This is a genomic window from Flavobacterium sp. LAR06, from assembly GCF_041946075.1.
In the GTDB taxonomy this organism is placed as follows: Bacteria; Bacteroidota; Bacteroidia; order Flavobacteriales; family Flavobacteriaceae; genus Flavobacterium.
This window is the reverse complement of sequence record NZ_JAUTYT010000001.1, coordinates 731364-751950: the sequence shown is the minus strand read 5'-3', so window position 1 is coordinate 751950 and position 20587 is coordinate 731364. Positions and strand designations below refer to the sequence as shown.

Sequence of the window (20587 nt, the reverse complement as noted above, 5' to 3'; positions counted from 1 at the left end):
TTTAAATCCTGTTATAAGCGTTTTTTTTGTCTAAAAAATAAACCTGATCAAAATAAGGGATGTTTTTCAGTGCCCTCTATATTAGGCGGGATTTCTTTTTTATACGAACTTTCTAATACTCATTATAATTCCGGTATGAATTCCTTCGTGATAATTATTAAACTCTAAAGCTCCGTCAATATTCCTTAGTGTGTAACCCATACTTGTAGTATATTCTGTGTAGTTCTGAAAAATACCATCGGCAAAATCTTTCTGAACCTGTTCTAAAGTTGTTGAAAGTAAAGTTCTGATTTCATCTACTTCTGCTTGCGAAACATCGCCTTCCGGTTTGGTTCCTTTTCTGTATTTGTTTATAAATTCTTCAGAAACCTTCATTTGTAAACCTGATAATTTATAAACCAAAACTTGTTGTGTAGACACGCAATGTGCGATATTCCAAATCAAATTATTACTAAATCCTGTCGGGATTTTGTTTAACTGTTCTAATGAATGGCTGTCTAAAATTTTCAAAAGAATTTCTCTAATGGTTTTTTGTACTTCAAAAACTGAATTCATAGTTATAATTTTTTTCTAAAATTAGGCATTTTTCAGTTTCAAATGAATTTTCTTTGTAGTCACTAAATTTAAAAATCATGAACAAAATATATTACTTAGCTTCTTGCGACACCTGTAGAAAAATCATTAAAGGTTTGCCAGCGAATCATAATCTTGAATTTCATGACATCAGGCAAAATCCGATTACCGAAGCGGAATTGGAAGGAATGTATAAACTTGCTGGCAGTTATGAAGCGTTATTCAGTAAAAAAGCACAGTTGTATAAATCAATGGATTTAAAAAACAAATCATTGACTGAAGCTGATTTCAAAAAATACATTCTGGAACATTATACTTTCCTGAGCCGTCCGGTTTTCATTATTGATGATAAAATTTATATTGGCAACAGCCAGCCTGTTACTTTACAAGCTATGAAAGCTTTAGAAAAATAATCCGTGAAATTCGTTTAAAGCGGAAATCCTTTTTTAGAGCTCTTTCTACTCAAAAAAAGATTAGAACGTATAAGCCCTATCCGCCGCGGAGAGAATCCCCAAAAAAAAGTTAACCACAAATTTGCTTCACCTGTTCACTATCGGGTCACGAATTTCCGCGAGTGCTTTGCGAGAAAATGTTGCCACAGATTAAAGGATTAAATGGATTATAATCTGTGAGAATCATTTTAATCTGTGGCAAAAAATTAGTGTGAATTTGTGAAATTTGTGGCAAAAAAAAATTACTAACCGCTGTCTTTACCAGATTAGCGATTTAAAACCCAAGACTGCAAACTTTTAATTATCTTTGCGCCTTTATACTCAATTATATGATACAATCTATGACAGGGTTTGGCAAAGCTTCTTTGCAATTGCCTACAAAAAAAATTACGGTCGAAGTAAAATCCTTAAATAGTAAAGGTTTAGATTTAAACGTAAGAATGCCGTCGCTGTACCGCGAAATGGAATTAGGTTTAAGAACTCAAATCTCTACGAAATTGGAAAGAGGAAAAATTGATTTCGGAATTTACATTGAAAGTACTTCTGAACAAACTTCGACAAAAGTAAATGTTCCTGTTGTAAAAAACTACATTGCACAACTTAGAGAAGTTTACCCTGATGCCGATGAAACGGAATTAATGAAAATGGCCGTTCGTATGCCTGATACATTAAAAACGGAGCGCGAAGAAATCGATGAAAATGATTGGGATCAGATTCAGGTAATCATTGAAGAAGCTCTTCAAAATATCTTAACTTTTAGAAAAGACGAAGGTGAATCGCTTGAAAAAGAATTCAACCTTAGAATTGGAAATATCCGCCAATATATGAATGATGCTTTGGCACTTGATCCGGAAAGAGTTCAGGCGATAAAAGATCGTTTGCAAACTGCTATTTCTGAATTGAAAGTAAATGTAGATGAAAATCGTTTCGAACAGGAATTGATCTATTATTTAGAGAAACTGGATATTACAGAAGAAAAAGTGCGTTTAACAAATCACTTAGACTATTTCTTAGAAACGATTAAAGGAACTGAGGCTAATGGTCGTAAATTAGGTTTTATTACTCAGGAAATGGGTCGTGAGATCAATACGATGGGTTCAAAATCGAATCATGCTCAAATGCAGAAATTAGTTGTGATGATGAAGGATGAATTGGAGAAGATTAAGGAACAGGTTTTGAATGTATTGTAAACGCAATAAGCTTTAAGCTATAGGCTGTAGGCAGAAAAACTAAACGAAAAAAAGCTTAAAGCATATTGCTTAGAGCCTAAAGCATACAAAATGAACAAAGGAAAATTAATTGTTTTCTCGGCACCGTCCGGATCTGGGAAAACAACTATAGTAAGACATTTACTTGGGAAAGAAGATTTAAACTTAGAATTTTCGATCTCAGCGGCTTCACGTGACCCACGCGGAGAAGAAGAACACGGAAAAGATTATTATTTTATTTCGTTAGAGCAATTCAAAAAACACATTAAAGCAGAAGATTTCCTTGAATGGGAAGAAGTTTACCGTGATAACTTTTACGGGACTTTAAAAGCCGAAATTGAAAGAATCTGGGCTTTAGGAAAAAACGTGATCTTTGATATCGATGTTGCAGGCGGATTGCGTATTAAACATAAATTCCCGGAACAAACGTTAGCTGTTTTCGTAAAACCACCAAGTGTCGACGAATTAAAACGCCGCTTGAAACAACGTTCTACCGAAAGTGATGATAAAATCAATATGCGCATTGCAAAAGCTTCAGTTGAATTAGCAACAGCTCCACAATTTGACACGATTATCAAAAACTACGATTTAGATACAGCTAAAGAAGAAGCTTATCAATTGGTAAAAGACTTTGTAAATAAATAAGTTATTACACAGAGCTGCACAAAGTAAAACGCAGAGATACACAAATTTTTTATAAATTACTTTGCGAATCTCTGTGAGATCTTTGCGAATCTCTGTGAAACAAGACAACTATGAAAGTAGGCCTTTATTTCGGAACGTATAATCCAATTCATGTTGGTCATTTGATCATTGCCAATCACATGGCTGAGTTCGCCGATTTAGATCAGGTTTGGATGGTGGTTACGCCTCATAATCCGTTAAAAAAGAAAGCGACTTTATTAGACGATCATCAGCGGCTTGAAATGGTTTATCTGGCAACAGAAGATTATCCGAAGATAAAACCTTCAGATATCGAATTTAAATTGCCTCAGCCGAACTACACAGTGAACACTTTGGTTCATTTGCAGGAGAAATATCCAAATAATGAATTCTCCCTGATTATGGGTGAAGACAATTTGAAAACGCTTCACAAGTGGAAAAACTACGAAGTGATTTTAGATCATTATGAAATCTATGTTTATCCTCGTATTTCTGAAGAACCGGAAAATATCGAATTAAAATCGCATCCAAAAATTCATATTATTGATGCGCCAGTTGTGGAGATTTCTTCAACTTTTATTCGAAACAATATTAAAAAAGGTAAAAATATTCAGCCGCTTTTACCTCCAAAGGTTTGGGAGTATATTGATCACAATAATTTTTATAAGAAGTAATGTCATTTTCTGCTTCGATTTTTATTCCGCAAAAACCTAAAGGCTTTAATTTAACGCGATCCGAAAAACTTTGTTGGTATTCTCTTGGCGCATTATTAATTTATTCATTACCCGCTTTATTCATCGAGAATTATTATGATTACAGATTTCCTCAATGGGCTTATTATCCAGCATTACTTATCTTTCTATTAAATTTTAGCAGTTATTTCATAAGACTAACAGAATTTGAAAATCTTAATGGCTATTTTGACGGACTAATTTCATTTGAAGAAGATTGCTTAAAACTAAATGAAACTGAATACAAATATTCAGCAATAGAAAATTTGATCATTTACGGAAATTCTTTTTCCGGAGAAAAAACAAAAAATTATAGATATGGCCCAATGTATGGAAATGGTGTTGAAAATTTAATCTCATTTACTCATAATGGATTCAAACTTGAAAAATACTTTCAATTAAATTCAGAACGTCATCTTGACGAATTACAGGCAACTTTAATTCATATTATCACCTGTGAAAAAATTCCCTACAGAAGAGAATACCTAAACTTTATTAATGAAGAGCACCGATCGTTTATCCTTTTTGAATTATTCATAGGAAAATTGATAAAGGAAAAAAGAATCGAATATAGAGATGGGATTCGTTTAATTGGATTTAATTCAAAACAAGCTGAAGAGTTTAAAAATAAAATATTGTCTTAAATAATAAAGCCTGAATATGAATTCAGGCTTTATTATTTTTATGCTTCAATGTTTATCTCGCTTTTAACTTGCGCTCTAATCTCTGTTAGCGATTGATCTATTAAAAGTTTTCCATCTCTGAAAACTTCTTTTAATTCACCCTGTTTTTCTTCATCCCAGGAAACATTATCAGTTAAATGATAAACTCCATCAACTAAATCAATTCTCATCAATCCTTTTGCTGATTTTTTTGTTCCATCATCTGTAATTGGATCTTTGAAGATGGCTCTTCCTTCACCGTCTACTTTACCGTAAGTTGCTTTCATTGCAAAACCAAAAGTGTCACGTGTATTATATTGGTATGTAAAAGAACCTATTCCTAAAACCACATTGGTAGAAGCAAAACCTTTTGCTTTTAATCTTTCGCAAATTTGAATGGCTCTTGCCACCGTAATACTATCACCGTAAATAGCTCCAATTTGAGGTACAAGTTCTTTGTATCCTTTTGCATTAACAGAACCTCCAAAAACATCCCAAAGCAATTCAATTACACCTTTTCTCTCTACTTCCGTTTTTCCGTTTGGATTTCCGCAGATAATATCAACCGGATCACCACTATCAGGACGAATGACTACTTTACCTTCTCTGGAAATAATATCTTCTTTTAAACGCGGTAAATAATCGGTTAGCACTTTCCATAAATCCCAGGTATCAGAAACTATTGAAACAATTCCTTTAGAATAAACTTCTGTAATTAATCTTTTAAAAGTTTCACATTCACCCTCTGTAGTTCCCATACACATTACAGAATGTTCTGTTGCCGCGACAGAACCTGCAATTAGTTGCGTATCTGAATTGGCGTTGTAATATTCTTCAAAGAAATCAATTGCGGGAATCGTGTCAGAACCTGTAAAACTCAACAAGTGTCCTGCTGCAGATGTTATTGCTGCTTCAATTCCGCCCATTCCTCTCATGGAGAAATCGTGTCCCTGCCAATCTACAAATTCAGGTACAGAGGAAGTTTCATCAGCATATTTATCTAACACTTTTCTATATTCTCTTGCAATAGTAGCAGAGTTACAAGGCAGCCAAATCACTGCTGAAAGCAAAGTTTCAAAGTAATTAGTCAACCAAAAAAACTCCGGAATGGTATTGTACATCGTAAACATCGGCACTCTCAATGGCACACTTGCTCCTTCAGGCAACGCTTTAAAAACCATAGGAATATAACCCAAATCGTGTAAATCCTCGATATGTTTTGTCCCAACCTGGTTTTCGCCTAAGTAATTATTAATTCTGCGGGCATACTTTTTAACAACTTCCTCTTTTGGTTGTTTGAAAAAATCAGCATCGAAATCGTGAATGATGTATTTTTTAATGAAATATTGTAATCCGAAAAATACAACTTCATCAAGACCTTCAATTCTTGATTTTCTTGGTGTCCAGTTAGAATAAACTAATGTTGTTTTGTCTGGATATTGTCTTCTGTGGTCAACTTTGTAACCATCTGTTAATAATAGTGGGTTCATATACTTATTATTTTAGTAAATTTAGGATTAACTCTTCTAATGTTTTAAATTGTTCTACTGCATATCTTTCGCATACAATATCAATATTGCCCTTACGCCAAAAATCTTCTTCTACCACTACTTTCATTTTCTTAGACTGTGCATAAAGACCAAATTCAAGTAAGGATATTGGCGACATTGTATTTCCAGCAAAATACATAATTATGATGTCTGCTTTTTCTAATGCATTAAGTTCCCAATTTACCTGTTCTTTAAATTGATCATTTTCTATGGTCTGTGACCAGCTGGCATCCCATTCATTTCTTCTGGGATTAAAGATGACAAATTTATCTTCTAATAATTCCTCACACTTTTTTTGCCAATTTATAGCTTTGTCCATTTCAATAGAGCCAGCTAAAAAAATAGTTTTTATATCACTTTGCAAAGGAATTTCTTCTGGAGCTCTAAAAATATTCTTCATAATCCAATTTATCTCAATTCATCCCTAACCTCCATCAAAGCAAACCCCAAAAAATTCAAACCTTTCCATTTCCCTGGATTCATAACATCTCTATCATCACTTGCCATTCCTATTCCCCAAATTGGATCAACCGGACTTGCTTCTACTAAAACCCTGTCTTTTGTATTGATTAAAAATTGTTTTAAATCAGAATTTTGACTGAATTTATGATAATTACCTTGTTTCACAATTTCGTATCGATTGGCTAACCAAAGTTTATCATCGTAATTTTTTACTTCACGACCTAATTTTTTGGCTTCGGCTGGAGAATTCGACTCAATAATTCTTTCTAAAACCTCATTGTCATTAAACAAGGCTGCTTTTTTCGCCATCATCCAGTGTTCTGCCGTCTTGTATGTTAATCCTTCAACTTCAAAAGAGCTTAACCACCATTGACTGAAACAGGTTTTAGAAATAGTTCCATCTTTACTTGGCTGGTGTCCCCAGAAAAATAAAAATTTACTTTCTGGAGCTATATCTTCTATTTTATACTTCATATTAATTCATTTAATTTGATTTGACCGACGTTATCTCCTTCAAAATCTTTAACAGAATTAGTTGTAAAAATTTTATCAAAACAATCCAGAACCTCAAAACCTTTATTAAAAATTCCATGACTTACTGCCAAGTACAGTTTTCCGGCATTTTTGTTTTTTAATTCCTCGGCTAATCCAACAAAAGTTCCGCCACCGTCGCAAATATCATCCACAATTAAACAATCCATGCCGTTTAAATCCTCTTCATAAACTTTAAATCCAGATAATCTTCCGGTTTTTACATCACGGCTTTTACTGCATTCTACTACATCAATTCCACCTAAAAATTCAGAAACTTTATAGATTTTTTTCAATGCACCACCATCAGGAGAAATTAGTTTTACATTCTCACCAACTACTTTTAGGACTTCCTGAATGAAAGTATGATTCGGAATCACTTCGCAATTATTTACTAAAGCCGGAGTAACCTCAGAATGTGCATCAAAAACGAACACTTTATTTAATTGAAGTGCGTTGATAATATCTGCATAAACCTTAACAGAAAGAGGCTCGCCTTTGATCATTACACGATCTTGTCTGGCAGCCGGAAAATACGGAATAAAGAGATCAATAACTTTAACATCCATTCTTCGTAAAGCATCTACTGTAATACACAATAATCCCAAATCATTAAAAGAATTTAATCGGTGCGTAATAGTAACTTTTTGAGTAGCATCAAAATTTGGATCGATTTTGATATGTGGCTCACCGCCTGAAAAAGTAAAACTTTGAAAATTTATTTGTTCCTGATTAAGAATCGGAGTAAATTTTGGGTCTAGGTTAAGTATCATATTTTTTAATTTGCGTTAATTATACGCAAATGTATACTTTTCTTTTGGATAAACAATATTATTTTGCGTAAAATCTACGCAAACTTTATTTCGAAGTGAAAACCTTTGTCAATTAAGTCATTGTATTTCGACTTATTAAACCTAAATAATTTTGCCGGACGCCCACTTTTTATGGGAGAAAAATGGTCTGTTTCTTCTAAAAAACCATAACTAAGAATCTTTTTTCTGAAATTTCGTCGGTCAATTTCTTTCTCCAATATCGTGCAATAAAGATTTTCAAGGTCAGAAAATAAAAATTCATTCGGAAGTAAATCGAAACCGATTGGTTCATAAGTAAGTTTTGCTTTTAACCTAATAATTGCTTTTTCAATTATCAAATTATGATCAAATGCTAAAGTCGGAATTGCATCAATTTTACACCACTGCACTCTTTCAGCATCACTATCTGCTTTTATTTCGAGATTTGAAGCATCAACCAAAGCATAGTAGGCAATTGATATAACACGATTTCTTGAATCCCTGAAAACATCATCTCCAAATGTATACAGCTGTTCCATAAAAGTCAGCTGAACATTTGTTTCTTCATGCAATTCTCGTATTACGGCATCGCTCAACGATTCATCGTTTTTCACTAAACCTCCCGGAAGAGCCCAATATTTTTCGGAAGAACCAAATTGCTGCTCAATTAAAAGCACGTATAAACTGTTGTTTTTATATCCAAAAACAATGGCATCAACAGCAATTCTAATATTTTGAAAATTTTCCATATTTAAAACAAATTAGTAGCAAAAAACATTGATTTCCTTGCTGTTTTAATCCCTACATCCTATTCCCAAAAAACAACTTTAATTCCTTAGAAATAGTATCAAAAAACGAGTTTAAGTTATTGTTCTTAGCACTCAACAAATACACATACTCCTCCGGAACGTGAAAACTATTCCACAACAGCTGCAATTTATTTTCTTTGATATATTTTCTCGAATTACAATTCCATGTTATGGCAATTCCAGAATTTCTGGATAACATTTCCAACATCTCAGATTCTGATGGAATGATATAATTAGGCACTATTGCAGGCCTTTTTTTATTGAATGCATGTAACCAGAATAATTTCACATGGGGAATTCGGGCATCATGGCTGTACCATTTTTGATCATTAAGCCACTGCTCTATTTCTGTAGCATTATCTGATTTTAATTTCTGGCGAAAATCGGTTGTATCTAAATTTGTTGAACCAACTACAACCAGCTTAATCTTTCCGATGATTTCATAGATAGTATCAAAAGTGTCAAACTTTTTAGTAACTACCGCAAAATCAATTTTTTTACCATCAACTAGAGAAAAAAGAACATCGTCTTCAGCGAAAGTAAAATCGATTAGATCAAACTTCGAGATTAAAGTACTTCCAAAACTATTAAACAAATCTTTTGAAACTCCAATTGAAATTAATCGTTTAGAATCTTCTGCTTTAGCCCTAAAACCGCTTTCCACATTTTCTAATCTGTCGAGTGCATCAATAATTAAATTATTGAGTAACTTAGCGTATTCGGTTGCTTCAACCCCTTTTGACTTCCGATTGAATAATTTATAACCTACATGCGCTTCTAGCATTGATATCTGCTGACTTACTGCGGGTTGACTAATAAACAACTCTTTTGCAGCGACTGAAAAATTACCGTTTTTATAAACCGACTTAAAGGTTCTGTACCATTCTAGATTTACCATGATATAAATATATTTATTACAAACATAGTTTATTTTATTTTTACTAATATCACTTAAGCCGTAAATTTGATAAAAATTTAAAACTATGAAGAAAATAGCATTACTTGCAATTATAGCATTCACTGCCAGCAGTATAACAGCTACGGCTCAAAAACCAAATAAAAAAGGTATGAAAAAAGTATTATTTGTTGTTACCAGTAACGATAAACTGGGTAACACTGGAGAAAAAACCGGATTTTGGTCAGAAGAATTTGCTGCACCTTATTATGAACTATTAGATCAGGGAGTCGAAATTACGATTGCTTCTCCGCTTGGAGGTCAGCCACCAATTGACCCAAAAAGTGCTGATCCGGCATCAGCAACAGAAGACACCAAACGTTTTGACGCAGATAAAATACTACAAGAAAAACTAAAAAACACGCGCAAACTTTCTACTATTAATCAAAAAGATTATGATGCCGTTTTTTATCCTGGAGGTCACGGACCACTTTGGGATTTAGTCGAAGATCAAAACTCAATAGATTTAATCGAATCATTCTACACGCATAACAAACCTGTTGCTTTTGTTTGTCACGCTCCAGCCGTTTTGAAAAACGTAAAAGTAAATGGCGAATATTTAGTAAAAGGTAAGAAAGTTACCGGTTTCACCAATGAAGAAGAGGAAGCAGTTGGTTTAACCAAAGTAGTTCCGTTTTTATTAGAAGATGCACTTTCATCAAACGGAGGTAAATTCTCAAAAGGACCAAACTGGCAACCTTATGCTGTTGAAGACGGACTTTTAATTACAGGACAAAATCCGGCTTCATCAAAATTAGTGGCTGGAAAATTATTAGAAAAATTAAAATAAAAAAAGCTGCTAAGATTCTAAGCTACTAAGGTTCTAAGATTTTAAACCTAGCGTTTAGTACTTAACTATTAAAACAACAAGAGCCCCTAGGATTCTGAAATGTTAAGTTTAAAAAGCTTAGCATCCTAGAATCTTAGCCTCTCAGAAACTTAAAGAACATGTTAAACTTCGAATTATATAATCCGACGAATTTAATCTTCGGAAAAGGACAAATTGAAAAACTTTCAACTTTAGTTCCACAAGGAGCCAAAATATTAATGGCTTATGGCGGCGGAAGTATTTTTAAAAATGGCGTTCACGAGCAGGTAATCAACAACCTAAAAGGTTTTGATATTGTGGAATTTGGTGGAATAGAACCAAATCCGCATTTTGAAACTTTGATGAAAGCCGTAGAAGTTATAAAAGCCGAAAAAATTGATTTTATTCTGGCAGTTGGAGGCGGATCTGTAATTGACGGCGTAAAATTTATTTCGGCAGCCGTTAATTTTGACGGAAATCCGATTGATATTTTACAAAAAAGAATTTTAATTAAAGAGAATGCCGTGCCTTTTGGAACCGTTTTGACCTTACCGGCAACAGGAAGCGAAATGAATTCCGGTTCTGTGGTGACTATTGCAGCAACTCAGGAAAACTGGCTTTTGGTGGTAGCGCATTGTTTCCAAAATTTTCTATTTGTGACCCAACAGTTATTGTTTCTTTACCAAAAAGACAATTGCAAAACGGAGTTGTCGATGCTTATACACATGTAATGGAGCAATATTTAACATATCCGCATGAAGGTTTTTTACAAGATCGAATTGCAGAAGGAATTTTGCAAACGTTAATTGAAGTTGGCCCTAAAGTTGTTGAAAATCCAGCTGATTATGCTTTGGCTTCGAACTTTATGTGGAGCTGTACTATGGCATTAAACGGATTAATTCAGAAAGGTGTTCCTTCAGACTGGGCAACCCATATGATTGGACACGAATTGACCGCTTTATACGGAATTGATCACGCCAGAACTTTAGCTATTATTGGCCCAAGTTTATACAAAGTGATGTTCGATACTAAAAAAGGAAAATTAGCACAATACGGAAGAAGAATCTTCAACTTAACAGGTTCTGATGACGAAGTAGCAAAAGAAGCGATCAATAAAACCGTAGAATTCTTCCACACAATGGGAATGGACACGAAACTTTCGCAGTACACAAACGATTATCAAGAAACGGCTAATTTTATTGTAAAGCGTTTCGATGAAAGAAACTGGAAAGGTTTAGGCGAAAATCAATTGGTGACTTTAGATAAAGTAAAATCTATTGTTGAGATGAGCTACTAATAAATAAAATTCTAAAATTTTGAAATTCCAAATTCCAATAATGTAAGTTTACTATTGGGATTTGTTTTTTTTACTTGAATTTAAAATCTCTTGCTAATTACAAGAAATTAGAATTTGAGTTTAACAAAAAAGGCGTTCTTAAAAATATTTAGGAACGCCTTTTTAAAATACTAAAACAAAACTAACTAACTCATTTTTTGCTAAACTCATTAAATTCTAATTTATAACTACTTAGAACGTAATGATATCAACTTTATTGTATTAATGATGAAAATATTTTTAATATTTTTTTTATCAGTTGAAAACCCTCGCAATTAAAGGTCAATTATAAATTTCTTAAATGAGATTTTGTGTTATTACTACTTTATTAAGTACTTTTGCTTCAAATTATTAAAATAATGAGCGAAAATTTAAAATTTGCAGTAATTGGAGGAGGTAGTTGGGCAACAGCAATTGCAAAAATGCTTTGCGTGAATCTTTCCGAAATTGCATGGTATATGCGTAATGACGCTGCAATAGAGCACATTCAAAAATACAAACACAATCCTAACTATTTAAGTTCGGTAGAATTTGACACCAAAAAGCTTAAATTGACCAACAATATCAACGAAGCAATCGAATATGCAGATTATGTAATTTTTGCTATCCCTTCTGCTTTTTTAGATGCGGAATTGAAAAACATGACCGTTTCTTTATCTGATAAAATTATTTTCTCAGCGATTAAAGGAATTGTTCCTGAAACGAGTTTAATTGTTGGCGAGCATTTTCACATTCAATACGATATTCCATATTATAACATCGGGGTTATTACAGGCCCATGTCACGCTGAAGAAGTAGCCTTAGAAAGACTTTCTTATTTGACCATTGCCTGCGGTGATCCGGACAAAGCTTCTATCGTTGCAAAATCACTTTCAGGAAATTATATTAAAGCCAAAATTTCAGATGATATTATTGGAACTGAATACGCGGCAATGCTTAAAAACATTTATGCAATTGCAGCCGGAATTGCCCATGGTTTAGGTTATGGAGATAATTTCCAATCGGTAATGATGAGTAACGGAATCCGTGAGATGAAAAAATTCATCAGAAAGGTTCATAAAATGAAACGTAACATCAATGATTCCGCTTATTTGGGCGATTTATTGGTTACAGGATACTCGGTTTTCTCGAGAAACAGAATGTTCGGAAATATGATCGGAAAAGGCTACACCGTAAAAAGTGCCATGATGGAAATGAGCATGGTTGCGGAAGGTTATTATGCTACCAAAAGTGCGTACAAACTAAATCAGGGTTACGGTGCTAAAACACCTATTATTGATGCTGTTTATGCTGTTTTATATGAAGGAAAGGATGCTAAAGCGGTATTTAAGAAATTGACGGAGTCTTTGGATTAAAAAGAATATAGAACATAGAATATAGATTTATATTCGTATAGAATAAAAAGAGTCAAGACAAATTAATTTTCGTCCTGACTCTTTTTTATTTATTATTTTGTTCTAATTCAAGAAGCCATTTTTTTCTCCATAAACCTCCACCATAACCCGTAAGTTCGCCATTTGACCCTATTACTCTGTGACACGGAATTAATATTGAAATCCTGTTCATCCCATTTGCATTGGCAACGGCCCTGATCGCTTCCGGCTTTTCGATTACAAGAGATTGTTCTTTGTATGATTTTACACTCCCGTACGGAATTTCACCTAAAGCTTTCCAAACCCTATTTTGAAAATCTGATCCGGGTGAAAATAACGGAACTGTAAATTCCTTTCTTTTGCCTTCAAAATATTCCTTCAACTCAAATTCTAAAACATTGAAATGCTTATTTTCGCCCTGAACTATTGCTGCTTTTAAACTTTTAGCCAATGCTTTCAATTCGGTTTCCAGCATTTTTCTATCCGTAAATTCAAGCAGACATATTCCTTCTTTTACGGCACAGGCATACATTGTTCCTAGTGGCGTTTCTATTCTTTTAAGGTCAATAATGTTATGAGTTTTGCTGTTCTTGGGAGAAACACCAAAAACCGCTTTAAACGAATCGTTAAATCCGCTCAAAGATTCATATCCTGCATCAAAAGCAGTTGTTGTAATACTTTCTCCGTCTTTTATCTTTTTGAAAGCGCTGTTGATTCTAAACATTCTCTGGTAAGCCTGAAAAGTAATACCATGATTTTTTAAAAACCAGCGTCTCATTTTACTTGGTTCAATGCCTCGCTTGACCAAATCATAATCTTTAAATTTCAAGGAAGGATCATCTGATAATTCTCTCAGAATTTCTTTTATAAAGTCTGGCGTTTCGTTATATTTTTCTAACGGAAAACAAACTTTACAAGGTCTGTAACCTTTTAAAATAGCTTCTTTTGAATTGGTGAAAAATTCAACATTTTCTCTTTTCGGTTTTCTGGCCGTACAGGTAGGTCTGCAAAATATTCCTGTCGTTTTTACAGCGGTAAAAAACACACCCTCAAAGGAAGTATCTTTGTTTACCGCAGCTTTATACATTATGTCATCTGTAAGTTTCATATCCTATATTAAAAAAGCGAACTAAAATCATTTATCTTAATTACTTTTTCTATCACATTTTCCAATTGTTTATGCACATAAACAGTAGCAAAATTTCCCATACTAATACGTTTTACACCTAATGTTTTTAAAACTTCAAAATTAGGAAGATTTGGCATGCACATTACATTTAACGGGAGTTTTGTAAACGCTGTTATAGCTTTAATGTCGCCTTCATTTGTAATACATGGAAGAAAAATTCCATCTATACCACAGATTTCATATTGGCTTATTCTAAATTTAGCCTCTTCTAAAGCATTAGGTAAATCTAAAAGAAATGCATCACAACGAATGTTTATAAACATAGGGACATTTTTCTTTTTCAAATCCTTAATGATTTCTTTTAATAGTAATGTAAAAGCATCAATACCCACTATTTCTCTCCCTTGCTTATGTACAATTGAATCTTCAATGTTAATTCCAACTACACCTATTTCGTGTAATTTTATGATATTAGAAATTATTTCTTCGGATGCTTTTCCGTAACCCGCTTCTAAGTCTACAGAAAAAGGAATATTTACACTGGATACAATCCTTTTAATCATAAAAAAGTAATCTTCAAAAGGCATATTTTCACCATCTTCATAACCTAAATCGGCAGCAATCGCAGCACTTGAAGTTCCGACAGCCTTGAAACCTATTTTTTCAAACTGAAGTGCATTTTGTACATTCCAAACATTACCAATTAATATTGGATACTCGCTAAAATGCAATTTTTTAAATTCCTCAAATTTTGTCATAGTCTTTTTTTTACAAAATTACCTCTGATACAACCTCTGATACAACCGAAAAATTGACAAGTATTTTTTTTTTGAGAAAAGAAAATAAAGAGAATAGAATATAGACTTTTGAAATAAGATAAAAAAGAGTCAAAACAAACTTATGTTCGTCCTGACTCTTTTCTTGTAGGTCTATTCTAATGTCTATTCTCTATATTCTATTCTCTATATTCTTACTTCACCATCACTCCTTCAACAAACAAAATCGGCACTTCCTCCGTATCTTTCTCGTTGATTAAGTTTGATTTAAAAATGAATTTCTTATCGTATAAAGTGTTTCCAATGAAGAAAGTCACCATAAATTCGTTATTTAAAACCAAAAGGCTTTTCTCGATCATTTCAATTTTAACTACAGAAACAGCCGGAACCTCAACAAAGGCATGACGCAAAACAGAAGTTTTTTTCATTTCGCCATCTATTGTTCCAAATGCTCTTGAAACAACCATAACGCTGTCTAAATTAAAATCACTGTCGTTTACCAGGTAAGCGTACCACACTTTTTCCATGAAATCGTCACTCCATTCCTGAACAGCGGCAATGAATACGTTTTCTACTTCTGGAATTGTTATATCTTTTTTCATATTAGTCAAAAGTCATAAAGTCAAAAGTCATAAAGTCGAAAGTCTGATGCCATTATGTTGAGACTTTAGACTTTCGACTTTATGACCTTACGACTTAAATTATATATTTGCTTTAAATTGCTCTAAAAAACGAACGTCATTTTCGTAAAACATACGGATATCACCAATTTGGTACAATAACATCGCGATACGCTCCACTCCCATTCCGAAAGCAAAACCATTGAATTCATCAGCATTGATATCGCAGTTTTTAAGAACATTTGGATCTACCATTCCGCAACCTCCAATTTCTAACCAACCCGTTCCTTTTGTGATACGGTAATCGGTTTCTGTTTTCAGCCCCCAATAAATATCAATTTCAGCACTTGGTTCTGTAAATGGAAAGTACGACGGACGCAAACGAATCTTAGATTTTCCGAACATTTCTTTAGTAAAATAAAGTAACGTTTGTTTCAAATCGGCGAAAGAAACATCTTTGTCTATGTACAAACCTTCAACCTGATGGAAGATACAGTGTGAACGCGACGAAATAGCTTCGTTACGAAATACACGTCCCGGAGAAATAGTACGAATAGGCGGTTTGTGATTTTCCATATAACGCACCTGAACAGATGATGTATGCGTACGCAACAACACATCAGGATTCGTCTGGATGAAAAAAGTATCCTGCATATCACGAGCCGGATGATATTCTGGCAAGTTTAAGGCAGTAAAGTTATGCCAGTCGTCTTCGATTTCCGGACCTTCGGAAACATTAAAACCAATATTGGCAAAAATATCTATAATTTGATTTTTTACAATAGAAATAGGATGACGCGAACCAATAATTACAGGCTCAGCAGATCTGGTTAAATCACCAAATATACCTTTTGTCTCCTGTTTGCTTTCCAGCTCTTCCTGAATAACTCTTACTTTTTCTTCAGCAACGGTTTTTAAAGTATTTATTACCTGTCCAAAATCTTTTTTCTGGTCATTCGGAATATTTTTAAACTCTGTAAAAAGTTCTTTTAATAATCCTTTACTACCTAAATATTTAATTCGGAACTGCTCTAAAGATTCTTTATTTTTATCATTAAAGGCTTTGGCTTCCTCTATATGCTGTTTTATCTTGTCTATCATTTTCCTTCAATAATTGAGAGAGCAAATTTAGTGATTTTAGTTGAAAGTAAACAGTAGCAGTCACAGTTTTCAGTGATTGACAATCTTATAACTGTGACTGCTACTAAAAACTAGTCAATAACTTCTCTTTCTAAAAAATAATTTACAATCGCTTCTTTCATCAAAACCGATTGTTCACCTGCTTTTAGTGGTGGTAACTCTTCTTTTACTCTGTAATGCGGCCATCCGTCTTCATCAAAATACTCGAATTCATAGAATCCGTACGGTTCTAATAATCGGCAAATGGCGATGTGCATTAAGTTTAATTTTTCATCTTTTTTATATTCACGATGTACTTTTCCGAGTTCCTGAACTCCGATTAAGTAAATAATGGCATCTAAATCTAAGTCTTCACCTTGCGAAAACTGATTGGATAGTATATCGACGAGCTTTTCCCAACGCTCTTTTAATTGTGTATCTCTGGACATTTTTTATAATTGTGAATTATGAATTGTGAATTGTGAATTCAAAAACCATAAAATTTAGTTTGCAAAGATACGGACTTCAAATCCAATGACCTTAAAAAATAAAACATCAGAAAATAAAAACCTTTGCCCCTTTGCATCTATGAGTCTCTGAACCTTAAAAACTAGATAATTCTTTTATATTTGCGCCTCAATAAAACAACAGATATATGAGTTTTTTCGATATGATTTTTGGAGCACTTTTGGCTTTTAGTTTGTACAAAGGTTTTAAAAATGGGCTTTTTGTAGAAGTTGCTTCTTTTATTTCATTATTGCTGGGAATTTATCTCGCTATTAAGTTTTCTTCGTTGATGAAAGAAATAATCATGAAACATGTTTCCTGGAATCCCAACACGATTCAGGTTACGGCTTTTATTCTGACTTTTATTCTGGTTGTAATTGGTGTTTATTTCTTAGCAAAAATCCTTACCGGAATTGCCGATTTCGCTTTCCTTGGATTACCTAATAAACTTGGTGGTGCTTTTTTCAGAGTTTTGAAAACCATTTTGATTATGAGTGTTTTTATTGCTCTGTTTGAGAAAATAAACTTCAATAATACTTTTGCTAAAAAAGAAACTTTAGATAAATCTATTTTTTACAATCCTGTAAAAAAAGCGGCTGCTTTTGTTTATCCGTCTATTGAGAAATGGTACGAATCTTTTAAAGAAGAACATGCTAAAGATTCCCAGAAAAAATCCACCGAAACTTCTGAAAAATAATAATTAAGTCCCAGAGGGACAACACATTTATAGGAATTTACGAATACAGTTGGCAGAAACCCCATTGGGGTGGCATATTTTAATTGCAAAAATCAATATGTCGCTCCACTAGAGCTTTATTTCCGTTAATATTCTAATTGCTATAAACATATCGCTCCGCTGGAGCTTAGTCATAGCAAACCCGACAGGTTTTAAAAACCTGTCGGGTTTGACAAAGATTACGTTTAGAATTACTTTACCAGTTTATTTCTAGTTTTTCTCCTTTTTTCAATGTGATATCTTGCTTTTTATCACCGCTTATTAAAGTTGTTTTTCCTCCATTTTTAGAAAATACCGTAAGTTTTTTAAGTAATTTCTTTTCCCACTCCATTGTAATTTCAAATCCGCCACGGGCGCAGATTCCTTTCACAAATCCAGTACCCCAGGCATCTGGTAAGGCAGGCAATAATCTTATTTCGTTTTCATCAGATTGAACTAACATTTCTGCAACGGCAGCTGCTCCGCCAAAATTACCATCAATTTGAAATGGCGGATGCGCGTCGAATAAATTAGGGTAGGTTCCTCCTCCTCTTCTTGGTTTTTCGGTTTTCTTTCCGTCCGGATCGACGTAGCGAAGTAATTCTCTGTACATTTTATAAGCACGATTTCCGTCCCAAAGCCTTGCCCAAAGGTTGATTCTCCAACCTTTTGACCAACCTGTGGTTTCATCTCCTTTTATTTCGAGTGTTTTTCTTGATGCTGCAGCTAAATCTGGTGTTTTCTCAGGTGTGATTTGATCACCTGGAAAAAGTCCGAACAATTGCGATTGATGACGATGTTTAGGATCTTCGTCATTCCAATCGAAATACCATTCCTGTAAATTTCCTTTTTTACCCACTTGATAAGGATAAAATTTAGAAAGAGCTGTTTCCAATTTCGCTCTAAAAGCAATATCAATATTTAAAACTTTTGACGCTTTGATTGTTTTATCAAAACATTCTCTGATCATCGCCAAATCTGCCGTTCCTCCATACATTGTTGCTCCAATATAACCGTCTGGTGCAATAAATTTATTTTCAGGAGAAGTTGAAGGGGATGTAATTAATTTTCCGTTTTTATCTGTAATCATCCAGCCCAAAAAGAATTCAGATGCTCCTTTCATGATTGGATAACCATCATTTTTCAGGTAATTTTTGTCTTGAGTAAAAACATAATGTTCCCAAATATGTGTACTCAGCCAAGCACCGGATAATGGCCAGCAAGCCCAACTTGGATCATCGTTTCCGAAAGTCCCAACCGGATTTGTCATTGCCCAAATATCAGAGTTGTGTGCCGAAGCCCAGCCTTCATTTACGCCATAAAATGTCTTTGCCGTTACTTTTCCGGTTACCGAAAGGTTTTTAATAAAACTTAGAAGCGGTAAATGCATTTCTGAAAGATTGGTGTTTTCAGCCAGCCAATAATTCTCTTCCACATTAATATTCATGGTGTAATTACTGCTCCATGGCGGATTTAAATACGGATTCCAAATTCCTTGTAAATTTGCCGGAACACCCATTGTTCTTGAACTGCTGATCAATAAATAACGTCCGAAATTGAAATAGAGAATCTCCAGATTTTTATCTTCCTTCCCTTCTGAATATCTAAGTAATCTTTCGTCTGTTGGCAAATCCGGAGCGGTTGTTTTCCCTAAATCCAGATTGACACGATTGTAGAATTTTTGATAATCGGCAATGTGAGATTCTTTTAATTTATCGAATGGTGTTGCTAAAGCCTTGCTCAAGTGTTGTGATGCAATTGCTATATCGTCTATACCTTCAGTTGCAGGATTTTTGTCAAAACCATTAAAACTTGTTGCCACAGAAACATAAATAATAGCTTCTGTCGCGTCTTTTAAACTTATAGATTCTCTTGAACTTGTAATTTTCCCGTCCGTTTTTTTAATTTGGATTAAAGTCGTAAATCGTGTTCCTCTTTCGTTTACATCCTGATATTTTGGTAGAACTGTATATCCCGGATTTTCATGAATTGGCGCAGTACCTGTCATTACCAGAATATTGTTTCTTACTTCAACATTTGACTTTAATAGGCTCTTTAAATTAATATCAAAATTTAAAGCTCCTTTTTGATCACTTGTCAGTTTGATTACCATAATTTGATCCGGAGCTGAGACAAAATATTCACGGGTATATTTTATGCCTGCCATTTCGTAACTTACTTTTGATATGGCATTCGAAATATCCAGTTCGCGATGGTAATTTACCGCTTTTCCTTTTTCAGCATTATTGATTTCTAAAGTTCCTAAAGGCGCAAAAGATTCGGAGTTTTTACCCTGAACTTTTTTGTTTAATTCGTCTGCCAGCTTATAATTTTCATTTTTTAAAGCTTCACGAATGGCCGGAATATTTTTGTAAGCTTCCGGATTCATTTTGGCATTTACGGGTTCGCCCGACCAAAGCGTTGCATCGTTCAGGTAGATTTTATCGGAATTGGCACCACCAAAAACAGTTGCTCCCATTTTTCCGTTTCCTAAAACAAGGCTTTCCTCAAAAAATTCAGCGGGTTGATTGTACCATAAAACATGATTGGATTGTGCGTTTGCATTTTTACAGAAAAATGTAATTAGTAAAATGAAAAATGTTTTTTTTGTAAGGTTTGCGTTCATTTTGTTGCGTTTAAAATATGTCGCTCCTACGGAGCTTTATGCTGATGTTCCTTTTCATCAACGGATTTACATCCGTTGCTACCGATATTTCGTCCCTATGGAACTATTTTCGGTTATAATATACGTTTATCAATTATAAAAATGATACTTTCTTATTTACCGATCCCCCCGCGTGAGGGATAGGAGATAGC

General features: G+C 33.9%; 21 protein-coding genes and 1 pseudogene. 9 read left to right on the top strand and 13 right to left on the bottom strand.

What is annotated here, in order from left to right; genetic code table 11:
- Nucleotides 1-99: 99 nt before the first annotated feature.
- The gene (locus tag Q7C23_RS03240) at nt 100-555 is read right to left on the bottom strand and encodes a DinB family protein (RefSeq protein WP_375031151.1); all 456 of its coding nucleotides are present in this window, start codon (nt 553-555) and stop codon (nt 100-102) included.
- Nucleotides 556-632: 77 nt separating this feature from the next.
- Here Q7C23_RS03240 and Q7C23_RS03235 point away from each other — a divergent pair, with 77 nt between their 5' ends.
- The 5 genes from Q7C23_RS03235 (at nt 633) to Q7C23_RS03215 (ending at nt 4271) form a co-directional block, all read left to right on the top strand.
- Complete coding sequence (locus tag Q7C23_RS03235) at nt 633-986, top strand: arsenate reductase family protein (protein WP_375031150.1); 354 nt, start codon at nt 633-635, stop codon at nt 984-986.
- A gap of 368 nt (nt 987-1354) precedes the next feature.
- The gene (locus Q7C23_RS03230) at nt 1355-2215 is read left to right on the top strand and encodes a YicC/YloC family endoribonuclease (protein WP_072969819.1); all 861 of its coding nucleotides are present in this window, start codon (nt 1355-1357) and stop codon (nt 2213-2215) included.
- 90 nt (nt 2216-2305) lie between these two features.
- Nucleotides 2306-2878: a guanylate kinase gene (gene gmk, locus Q7C23_RS03225; protein WP_194657546.1), complete on the top strand. Its 573-nt coding sequence runs from the start codon at nt 2306-2308 to the stop codon at nt 2876-2878.
- A 110-nt stretch (nt 2879-2988) separates the two neighbouring features.
- Complete coding sequence (gene nadD, locus Q7C23_RS03220) at nt 2989-3570, top strand: nicotinate (nicotinamide) nucleotide adenylyltransferase (protein WP_375031149.1); 582 nt, start codon at nt 2989-2991, stop codon at nt 3568-3570.
- Nucleotides 3570-4271 carry a hypothetical protein gene (locus tag Q7C23_RS03215; protein WP_375031148.1) on the top strand — a complete coding sequence of 234 codons (702 nt, stop codon included), beginning with the start codon at nt 3570-3572 and terminating at the stop codon, nt 4269-4271. The genes nadD and Q7C23_RS03215 overlap by 1 nt, the downstream gene beginning before the upstream one ends.
- A gap of 38 nt (nt 4272-4309) precedes the next feature.
- Here the strand turns inward: Q7C23_RS03215 and Q7C23_RS03210 are convergent, their stop codons facing one another.
- The 6 genes from Q7C23_RS03210 to Q7C23_RS03185 all read right to left on the bottom strand — a co-directional run bounded on the left by Q7C23_RS03210 (nt 4310) and on the right by Q7C23_RS03185 (nt 9330).
- Nucleotides 4310-5779, bottom strand: coding sequence for a nicotinate phosphoribosyltransferase (locus tag Q7C23_RS03210; protein ID WP_375031147.1), 1470 nt, complete (start codon nt 5777-5779; stop codon nt 4310-4312).
- Between the two features lie 7 nt (nt 5780-5786).
- Complete coding sequence (locus Q7C23_RS03205; protein WP_375031146.1) at nt 5787-6239, bottom strand: nucleoside 2-deoxyribosyltransferase domain-containing protein; 453 nt, start codon at nt 6237-6239, stop codon at nt 5787-5789.
- An 8-nt stretch (nt 6240-6247) separates the two neighbouring features.
- Nucleotides 6248-6775, bottom strand: coding sequence for an NADAR family protein (locus Q7C23_RS03200; protein WP_375031145.1), 528 nt, complete (start codon nt 6773-6775; stop codon nt 6248-6250).
- Complete coding sequence (gene prs / locus Q7C23_RS03195) at nt 6772-7605, bottom strand: ribose-phosphate diphosphokinase (protein WP_375031144.1); 834 nt, start codon at nt 7603-7605, stop codon at nt 6772-6774. The genes Q7C23_RS03200 and prs overlap by 4 nt, the downstream gene beginning before the upstream one ends.
- A 74-nt stretch (nt 7606-7679) precedes the next feature.
- Entirely contained in the window at nt 7680-8372 is a 693-nt protein-coding gene (locus Q7C23_RS03190; RefSeq protein WP_375031143.1) for an NUDIX domain-containing protein, read from the bottom strand.
- A 52-nt stretch (nt 8373-8424) separates the two neighbouring features.
- Complete coding sequence (locus tag Q7C23_RS03185; RefSeq protein ID WP_375031142.1) at nt 8425-9330, bottom strand: LysR family transcriptional regulator; 906 nt, start codon at nt 9328-9330, stop codon at nt 8425-8427.
- An 85-nt stretch (nt 9331-9415) separates the two neighbouring features.
- Here Q7C23_RS03185 and Q7C23_RS03180 point away from each other — a divergent pair, with 85 nt between their 5' ends.
- From Q7C23_RS03180 to Q7C23_RS03170, 3 genes and pseudogenes are all read left to right on the top strand, one after another.
- Nucleotides 9416-10177, top strand: coding sequence for a type 1 glutamine amidotransferase domain-containing protein (locus Q7C23_RS03180; protein WP_375031141.1), 762 nt, complete (start codon nt 9416-9418; stop codon nt 10175-10177).
- A gap of 158 nt (nt 10178-10335) precedes the next feature.
- A pseudogene (locus Q7C23_RS03175) lies at nt 10336-11492 on the top strand (iron-containing alcohol dehydrogenase).
- 398 nt (nt 11493-11890) lie between these two features.
- Complete coding sequence (locus tag Q7C23_RS03170; protein ID WP_194657552.1) at nt 11891-12886, top strand: NAD(P)H-dependent glycerol-3-phosphate dehydrogenase; 996 nt, start codon at nt 11891-11893, stop codon at nt 12884-12886.
- A gap of 85 nt (nt 12887-12971) precedes the next feature.
- On the opposite strand, the gene Q7C23_RS03165 is transcribed toward Q7C23_RS03170, so the two are convergent.
- The 5 genes from Q7C23_RS03165 to Q7C23_RS03145 form a co-directional block, all read right to left on the bottom strand.
- Entirely contained in the window at nt 12972-14012 is a 1041-nt protein-coding gene (locus tag Q7C23_RS03165) for a bifunctional transcriptional activator/DNA repair enzyme AdaA (RefSeq protein WP_375031140.1), read from the bottom strand.
- 8 nt (nt 14013-14020) lie between these two features.
- Complete coding sequence (locus Q7C23_RS03160; protein WP_375031139.1) at nt 14021-14791, bottom strand: isocitrate lyase/phosphoenolpyruvate mutase family protein; 771 nt, start codon at nt 14789-14791, stop codon at nt 14021-14023.
- Between the two features lie 212 nt (nt 14792-15003).
- Nucleotides 15004-15411, bottom strand: a complete 408-nt coding sequence (locus Q7C23_RS03155; RefSeq protein ID WP_375031138.1) for a hypothetical protein — start codon at nt 15409-15411, stop codon at nt 15004-15006.
- A 99-nt stretch (nt 15412-15510) separates the two neighbouring features.
- A complete protein-coding gene (pheS, locus tag Q7C23_RS03150) occupies nt 15511-16530 on the bottom strand; it encodes a phenylalanine--tRNA ligase subunit alpha (protein WP_375031137.1) in 1020 nt (339 codons plus the stop codon).
- Between the two features lie 110 nt (nt 16531-16640).
- The gene (locus Q7C23_RS03145; RefSeq protein ID WP_375031136.1) at nt 16641-16997 is read right to left on the bottom strand and encodes a hypothetical protein; all 357 of its coding nucleotides are present in this window, start codon (nt 16995-16997) and stop codon (nt 16641-16643) included.
- Nucleotides 16998-17203: 206 nt separating this feature from the next.
- Between Q7C23_RS03145 and Q7C23_RS03140 the strand changes: the two genes are divergently transcribed.
- A complete protein-coding gene (locus Q7C23_RS03140; protein WP_375031135.1) occupies nt 17204-17752 on the top strand; it encodes a CvpA family protein in 549 nt (182 codons plus the stop codon).
- A 235-nt stretch (nt 17753-17987) separates the two neighbouring features.
- On the opposite strand, the gene Q7C23_RS03135 is transcribed toward Q7C23_RS03140, so the two are convergent.
- On the bottom strand, nt 17988-20396 hold the full coding sequence (locus Q7C23_RS03135) for a glycoside hydrolase N-terminal domain-containing protein (RefSeq protein WP_375031134.1): 2409 nt from the start codon (nt 20394-20396) through the stop codon (nt 17988-17990).
- Nucleotides 20397-20587: the final 191 nt, after the last annotated feature.

Bases quoted from the DNA above. Each gene is read 5' to 3' on its own strand.
- Q7C23_RS03160 (WP_375031139.1), bottom strand. From the start codon at position 14,791: ATGACAAAATTTGAGGAATTTAAAAAATTGCATTTTAGCGAGTATCCA.
- Q7C23_RS03230 (WP_072969819.1), top strand. From the start codon at position 1,355: ATGATACAATCTATGACAGGGTTTGGCAAAGCTTCTTTGCAATTGCCT.
- Q7C23_RS03170 (WP_194657552.1), top strand. From the start codon at position 11,891: ATGAGCGAAAATTTAAAATTTGCAGTAATTGGAGGAGGTAGTTGGGCA.
- Q7C23_RS03145 (WP_375031136.1), bottom strand. From the start codon at position 16,997: ATGTCCAGAGATACACAATTAAAAGAGCGTTGGGAAAAGCTCGTCGAT.
- Q7C23_RS03240 (WP_375031151.1), bottom strand. From the start codon at position 555: ATGAATTCAGTTTTTGAAGTACAAAAAACCATTAGAGAAATTCTTTTG.
- Q7C23_RS03185 (WP_375031142.1), bottom strand. From the start codon at position 9,330: ATGGTAAATCTAGAATGGTACAGAACCTTTAAGTCGGTTTATAAAAAC.
- Q7C23_RS03140 (WP_375031135.1), top strand. From the start codon at position 17,204: ATGAGTTTTTTCGATATGATTTTTGGAGCACTTTTGGCTTTTAGTTTG.
- Q7C23_RS03180 (WP_375031141.1), top strand. From the start codon at position 9,416: ATGAAGAAAATAGCATTACTTGCAATTATAGCATTCACTGCCAGCAGT.
- Q7C23_RS03155 (WP_375031138.1), bottom strand. From the start codon at position 15,411: ATGAAAAAAGATATAACAATTCCAGAAGTAGAAAACGTATTCATTGCC.
- Q7C23_RS03215 (WP_375031148.1), top strand. From the start codon at position 3,570: ATGTCATTTTCTGCTTCGATTTTTATTCCGCAAAAACCTAAAGGCTTT.
- Q7C23_RS03190 (WP_375031143.1), bottom strand. From the start codon at position 8,372: ATGGAAAATTTTCAAAATATTAGAATTGCTGTTGATGCCATTGTTTTT.
- Q7C23_RS03135 (WP_375031134.1), bottom strand. From the start codon at position 20,396: ATGAACGCAAACCTTACAAAAAAAACATTTTTCATTTTACTAATTACA.
- Q7C23_RS03205 (WP_375031146.1), bottom strand. From the start codon at position 6,239: ATGAAGAATATTTTTAGAGCTCCAGAAGAAATTCCTTTGCAAAGTGAT.
- gmk (WP_194657546.1), top strand. From the start codon at position 2,306: ATGAACAAAGGAAAATTAATTGTTTTCTCGGCACCGTCCGGATCTGGG.
- pheS (WP_375031137.1), bottom strand. From the start codon at position 16,530: ATGATAGACAAGATAAAACAGCATATAGAGGAAGCCAAAGCCTTTAAT.
- Q7C23_RS03210 (WP_375031147.1), bottom strand. From the start codon at position 5,779: ATGAACCCACTATTATTAACAGATGGTTACAAAGTTGACCACAGAAGA.
- Q7C23_RS03200 (WP_375031145.1), bottom strand. From the start codon at position 6,775: ATGAAGTATAAAATAGAAGATATAGCTCCAGAAAGTAAATTTTTATTT.
- prs (WP_375031144.1), bottom strand. From the start codon at position 7,605: ATGATACTTAACCTAGACCCAAAATTTACTCCGATTCTTAATCAGGAA.
- Q7C23_RS03235 (WP_375031150.1), top strand. From the start codon at position 633: ATGAACAAAATATATTACTTAGCTTCTTGCGACACCTGTAGAAAAATC.
- Q7C23_RS03165 (WP_375031140.1), bottom strand. From the start codon at position 14,012: ATGAAACTTACAGATGACATAATGTATAAAGCTGCGGTAAACAAAGAT.
- nadD (WP_375031149.1), top strand. From the start codon at position 2,989: ATGAAAGTAGGCCTTTATTTCGGAACGTATAATCCAATTCATGTTGGT.